Origin of the sequence: Nostoc sp. CHAB 5715 (genome assembly GCF_020829685.1) — a bacterium.
In the GTDB taxonomy this organism is placed as follows: Bacteria; Cyanobacteriota; Cyanobacteriia; order Cyanobacteriales; family Nostocaceae; genus Nostoc.
The window spans coordinates 1-5,561 of record NZ_JAIVFR010000488.1 but is presented as its reverse complement, the minus strand read 5'-3'; the positions used below and the strand labels follow the sequence as shown (position 1 = coordinate 5,561).

At 43.0% G+C, this 5,561-nt stretch carries 7 protein-coding genes; 5 read left to right on the top strand and 2 right to left on the bottom strand.

Annotation, left to right across the window (positions count from 1 at the left end; genetic code table 11):
* Positions 1–174 precede the first annotated feature (174 nt).
* On the bottom strand, positions 175–471 hold the full coding sequence (locus LC574_RS24015) for a hypothetical protein (protein WP_229456071.1): 297 nt from the start codon (positions 469–471) through the stop codon (positions 175–177).
* Positions 472–767: 296 nt separating this feature from the next.
* Here LC574_RS24015 and LC574_RS24010 point away from each other — a divergent pair, with 296 nt between their 5' ends.
* From LC574_RS24010 to LC574_RS23990, 5 genes are all read left to right on the top strand, one after another.
* Positions 768–977 carry a type II toxin-antitoxin system VapB family antitoxin gene (locus tag LC574_RS24010; protein WP_229456070.1) on the top strand — a complete coding sequence of 70 codons (210 nt, stop codon included), beginning with the start codon at positions 768–770 and terminating at the stop codon, positions 975–977.
* Complete coding sequence (locus tag LC574_RS24005) at positions 974–1,369, top strand: PIN domain-containing protein (protein ID WP_229456069.1); 396 nt, start codon at positions 974–976, stop codon at positions 1,367–1,369. Before LC574_RS24010 ends, LC574_RS24005 begins: the two co-directional genes overlap by 4 nt.
* Before the next feature lie 43 nt (positions 1,370–1,412).
* Positions 1,413–1,790: a VOC family protein gene (locus tag LC574_RS24000; RefSeq protein ID WP_229456068.1), complete on the top strand. Its 378-nt coding sequence runs from the start codon at positions 1,413–1,415 to the stop codon at positions 1,788–1,790.
* Between the two features lie 603 nt (positions 1,791–2,393).
* Positions 2,394–2,558 carry an HNH endonuclease gene (locus tag LC574_RS23995; RefSeq protein WP_229456067.1) on the top strand — a complete coding sequence of 55 codons (165 nt, stop codon included), beginning with the start codon at positions 2,394–2,396 and terminating at the stop codon, positions 2,556–2,558.
* A 108-nt stretch (positions 2,559–2,666) separates the two neighbouring features.
* A complete protein-coding gene (locus LC574_RS23990) occupies positions 2,667–3,659 on the top strand; it encodes a hypothetical protein (protein WP_229456066.1) in 993 nt (330 codons plus the stop codon).
* On the opposite strand, the gene LC574_RS23985 is transcribed toward LC574_RS23990, so the two are convergent.
* Positions 3,645–5,336, bottom strand: a complete 1,692-nt coding sequence (locus LC574_RS23985) for a M3 family oligoendopeptidase (RefSeq protein ID WP_229456065.1) — start codon at positions 5,334–5,336, stop codon at positions 3,645–3,647. The genes LC574_RS23990 and LC574_RS23985 overlap by 15 nt on opposite strands.
* Positions 5,337–5,561: the final 225 nt, after the last annotated feature.

Here is a 5,561-nt window from a genome sequence, read left to right as displayed (position 1 = left end):
ACTGTTAACGGATTAATGAAAGCTGGAATCAAAGATCAGCAACTGCTTTGGTTTTCCAAGCAGGTGTCAGCCCGGCTGGATTAGTTTTTTATTTGACCGGAGCTAGACCTCAAGGTTGCATTGGGATTGTAAGTGCGGCTGGATGGATGATTCAATTTGGAGCGTTGGCTTTAATTACTTCCTGGCGCTTAATGCTTGCTGACTCAATTGCATTACAATACTTTGGGGCAATGGATCTATGACACCATCAGTAGGCAAAGATTTAATAAAAGCTGTTACCTCTTCTTGGGTTTGATATTTTCCCTTACTCCAAGCATCAGCTATCTGTTTAGCTATTTTATTAGCATCCTCTCGCTGATTATGGGCAGTAATGCACCCGATATCATGACCAGTAAATGATATCCAAGTCTGCCAACGAAGAGTAACTGGGTGCTGTACAATGCCTGTAGTCAGTTCATTGTCTTCAAGCACTGCTTTCTTCTTTGGGTGACTAAATCCTTTAAACATGGCTGTATTCAGTAAACACTATTTTAAAATGCCCAAAATCAACACAGTGATCGCAAACGCAGCAATATTTCAGTTATCTGAATCTGTTATCTTTTACAAGTTTTAGTTAAAATGAAAATGAGTTAAAATTTTGTAGAAGTGCAACGTAAGGCACTGTATGTTCATTAGCCTAACTGAAGTTAGTCTGCAACACTAAGGAAGTGTACTTTGATTTTTGCGTTTATTAAGTTTAGCTAGTCTGCTTTCTCAAATAAAAGTGCATGACAATTAATCTCCAAATCGACGAAGCATTAGTTCAACAAGCTTTAGCTGTTAGTCATCAACAAACTGAACAAACTGAACGTGATGTGGTCGAACAAGCTTTACGTGAATACGTACAACGTCGTCAACAAATGAAGGTACTGGACTTGTTTGGGAAAATCGATTACGACGAAAATTATAATTACAAACAACAGCGACACCAGCAATGAAAGTTGTTGTAGATACTTCTGTATGGTCGTTAGCACTACGGCGTAATACTTCACTACAAGCAGCACCTATTGTCAATCAACTGCGTGAGCTAATCGTTGATGAGCGAGTCGTTTTACTAGGTGCTGTCAGGCAAGAGGTGCTTTCAGGAGTTCGTTATACCCAACAGTTTACTCGATTGAGAGATGCGCTGCGTGCCTTTAGTGATTTAGAGCTAACTATCGAAGACTACGAGTTAGCTGCTGAGTTCTACAATACTTGTCGTACAAATGGCATTCAAGGAGCTAACACTGATTTTTTACTCTGTTCAGTAGCCGCTCGTCGTGGTTGGTATATTATGACAACTGATAAAGATTTTAAGAGTTTTCAAGCATATATCCCTGTGAGCTTATAATAGATAGCTATATTAGAAAAGTTCTGGATTAGCACAGTAGAATATGACATTGAAAAACACTTTTGGTGAATATAGTTTTGTCACTAAACTAGACGTTACTAATCTTGAAGCTAGTGCCGAGTGGTACAAGTCCAAGCTTGGGTTAGTTCCTCAAGAAAAATATGACACACCTAGCTGGAGACAGTTTAGTTTTCCTGATATTCCACGCTTTGCAATCGGATTGAACTTGAGTAACTCAGTTGAACCAGGTAATACCGTTAATACCTTTGTTGTCAACGATATAGTTACTGCTCGTCAAAGCCTGACTGAAAAAGGAGTCTCAGTTGGGCCAATTACCGATGTCGGTCACGGAGTGCAATTATCCACTTTCAAGGATATTGACGGAAATTTGTTAGGGATTCGCCAAAATCCGCAGTCTTAACCTGAATTTACACCTAAATCTGGGAATTAGGCAGGGATATGATTTCATTAGCAATTTAACTTAACTGTCTTAGTGGTGCATCAGCCTAAAAGAGCTTGTAAAACGAGTCTTGATCCCAAATTTTCCCCAAACACGTCACTCATCACTCCAATACCACTACATCAGTAAAACTTTCGGCAATACTCGTGAGAATCGATTGGGGAGACGATGGACAACGCCCCGTAATAGCAATCGCTACTTCCTTCATCCCCAGATTTCCTTACTGGGCACCCCATCACCAGCAGCCATGTCCTGTGTCCCGCCAAGGAAGAAGTTCAAAGTCGCGGATGCCCTCTGTGATACGCTAGCTGATGCTGACCTCTACACTTTATAATACCAACTTCAAGATTATTCGTTTTTTGCGTAAAGTACGAAACTTGAGGTGAAGAGTATTATATAACGGTATTTACTATGCATAAACCGGGGACAACAATAAGAGTCTCCTATATAATCTACTTCTATCAAAAACTGCTCTGGATTAACTCCAGGGCAGTTTTATGTTGAGTTGATTAGCCCTAGTTTAGTAATCGCTATGATATTAGATAGGGTTTTATCATTCATCAGGTGTCAAATAATCAACACAAGCAATGCCAACTCTGCCAAAGAGAGATGGAATCTTTGACTGTCCATCACTTAGTTCCACAACAAAATACCAAACGCAAAAAACAAGACCCAGGCCCAACAGCAAATATTTGTTCTGCCTGCCATCGCCAGATTCATGTTTTATAGGATATTGAAGCTACTCTGAAATATTGGGCGGAGTTCGGTTATCGAGAAGTTAACAGGGGAGAACTTTGGGCAGAACAAGCAGGGTTACTCTACGGACATGAGTCGGATTTGACATCTATACGACTACAAAACGGCAACTCGGCAGATCATGGATTAGTGCGGGTGATGTGGTGGAAACAACCTCGCAATGAAGGTTTAGGTGACACTTTGCCTGTTGTTGTCGGTAGCCGATGGTTTGCATCTCTGACGAAAGATATTTATGCGATCGCCGATGCATTTACCGACGACAAAGCCAATGGGGGTGACTGGATTTATACAGAACCAGTTCGGGCTATTGAAGCTACAGGTAATGAGGGAACTGGCTTATATAATCGCTTTGTTGGTGTGAGGGAAATGTTTGTGATTGGTTGTGAAACCCGACAGGCATTTTTCCAGCGATATAATTACAATCGTCCTGGCTACGGCACAGTTGATCCGAGTTCTCCACTATCGGTAAGCGAAGGAACTCACTCTAGCTTCATCACCTCTGACCACGCCCTAGCATCGTTTTATGCAGATTTTTTTGGACTTATACCATTAGAGACTAATGGTAAGCGATCGGGCTATCAAAAACCCTCTACTCGCCAGATATTAATGCTTTGTGAGGGGCAAGAGTTTTATCTTTCGGCTTTCGCTTCACCTAAAACTAATGTAGGACTTTTGCAAGTCTATAGTCCACTTTACCCTACGCCAGATAAACGGGAATACTCTCAACCTGGTTCGTTGGGCTTGAGTCTTTTCACTTATCGAGTTGAGGATATTAAAGGGTCATTTACCATTGCTTTATTAACTGAAGCTCTGGCTTGGCTACAACTGAGGCATTCACGGTTAAGAGTAAAAATAGTTACTAACAATCAAAATCAGCCACAATTTTCCTTAGAAAATGTTCCACCTATTCCACTGCGAGTAATTGAGCGACAAGGAGAAGAACATTGGTGTTGGGAGATGGTAGAAGAATTACGTCACCCTTTGAGCTGGAGCGAAGAACCCCTGCTGCGCTGGCTCCCCTTACACCCCTACACCCATGTTTCTTCAGAGATTTTTCAATCACCCAGCCTTTAAAGTCTGACGCACTTTTTCAACAACTTGAGTAAGTGCCCCAGGTTCAAACGGAGAAATGAGATTTGCCGATCGCACTAATTCTCGAAAGGACGCAGAACCCCCGCGATCGCATAATGCAATGTACTCCGCCAACGCTTGCGAATAATCTTCTTGGGCTTTGACCCAAAACTGCAACGCACAACACCCTGCCAAGGTGTAATCAATGTAGTAGAACGGTGAACAATAGATGTGCTGTTTGTCTTGCCAGAGTCCGCCTTTGTTGAGGTAGTTCAAATCTCCATATTGACGCCAAGGCAGATAACGAGCTTCCATCTGTTGCCACATTTGATGTCGTTCTTGTGGGGTTGCTTCTGGGTTCGCATAGACCAAATGCTGAAAATGATCGACTGCCACGCCATAAGGCAGAAACAGAATCGTCCCGGCTAGATGCTGAGAGCGAAATCGATCAGCTTGATCACCGAAAAACTTTTCCATCTGCGGGCCGGTGAGAAACTCTAAGCTCATAGAGTGAATTTCACACGATTCTTGGGTGGGCCACAGGTAATCAAAAACTGGCAAATGGCGACTTTGCCACATTTGGAAGGCGTGACCAATCTCGTGAGCAAACACTTGCACGTCGTTTTTTGTACCATTGAAATTTGCAAACACGTAGGGAACGTCATAGGTTGGGAAGCTTGTACAGAATCCGCCTCCTGCCTTTCTAGGACGGTTTTGTAAATCCAGTAAATGCCGCTCAACCATCATGCCGAAAAAGTCACCTAACGATGGATTCATGGCATCAAACATTTCTTGCGCCCGTTCCAGCATCCAGTCATGATCGCCAATTGGAGCTGGACTTCCTTGGGCATCAAAGACGGACTCATCCCAGAAATACACAGTGTCTATGTTGAGCCGTTGAGCCTGTTGCTGAATTAGCTCGATCGCTAAGGGCACGACCTCCTGAACGACTTGATCTCGATAGCGTTCGACATCGGTTTGATCGTAATCCACCCGTCGCATTCGGCGATATCCTAGCGCAATGTAGTTTTCCGAACCCAATTTTTTTGCCATGCGATCGCGCAGTTTCACCAACTGATCAAACAGTTGATCAAAGCGGTCTTGATTCTGCTCAAAAAACTGCCAGCGACACTGTTCTGCCTGGTGGCGAATATCTCGATTTTTACTTTGCAGATAGGGTTGCAAACCCGATAAATTCACCTGCTCACCCTGGAAGGCTAGCTTTGCCGAGGCGATCAGTTCGGTGTATTCATTGGTAAGTTTAGATTCTTCGACTAAATCTGCTGCGATTGCTCTTTCAAAAGTCGTGATGTCTGCTTCCCACAACAAAAAGGCTTGCCTTCCCAAACTTTGTTCTAGTTCAGCGCGATCAGGGCTGTGGATCAGTTGCCGTTTTAGGTCTACTTCTTGGGCAGTCAGAGAAGGCGAAAGTTCGCTGCAATAGTCCAAGGCAGCTTTGTACTCTGGGTTTTGCGTGTCTTGGTGAAAGTGCAGTTGCGTAAGTTCTCTCCACGTACTAAGTCTGCGTCGCAAAGCATCCCACTGCTGAAAAACAGCTTTTCGTTGCTCAGAGGTTTGAGCCTGGTTAAACTGCGTCTGAATGGCTTGGTATTCGGCAGTCACGGTTAAAAGCGTTGGAGTTGACGCTGTGATGTCGGCAAAATCTACTGGAGCTTGCATCAATCATTCCCCTCAGTGATCAGGCGACTTCTTGAAAGTTTTTATTTGGGGAAATCGCCAACTTTTACAGTCAGTATACCGAAAACTTTTGCGATCGTTCTGGGAAACAGACTTAACATCAGACTTTTGTATAACAATGATTAAAAACAGAAACACTTTGCGTTGAGTCACAAATAGGGATGAGTTCTAAGCCAAAAGCTTGAGCTTTTATCTTCAGGTTTTTAA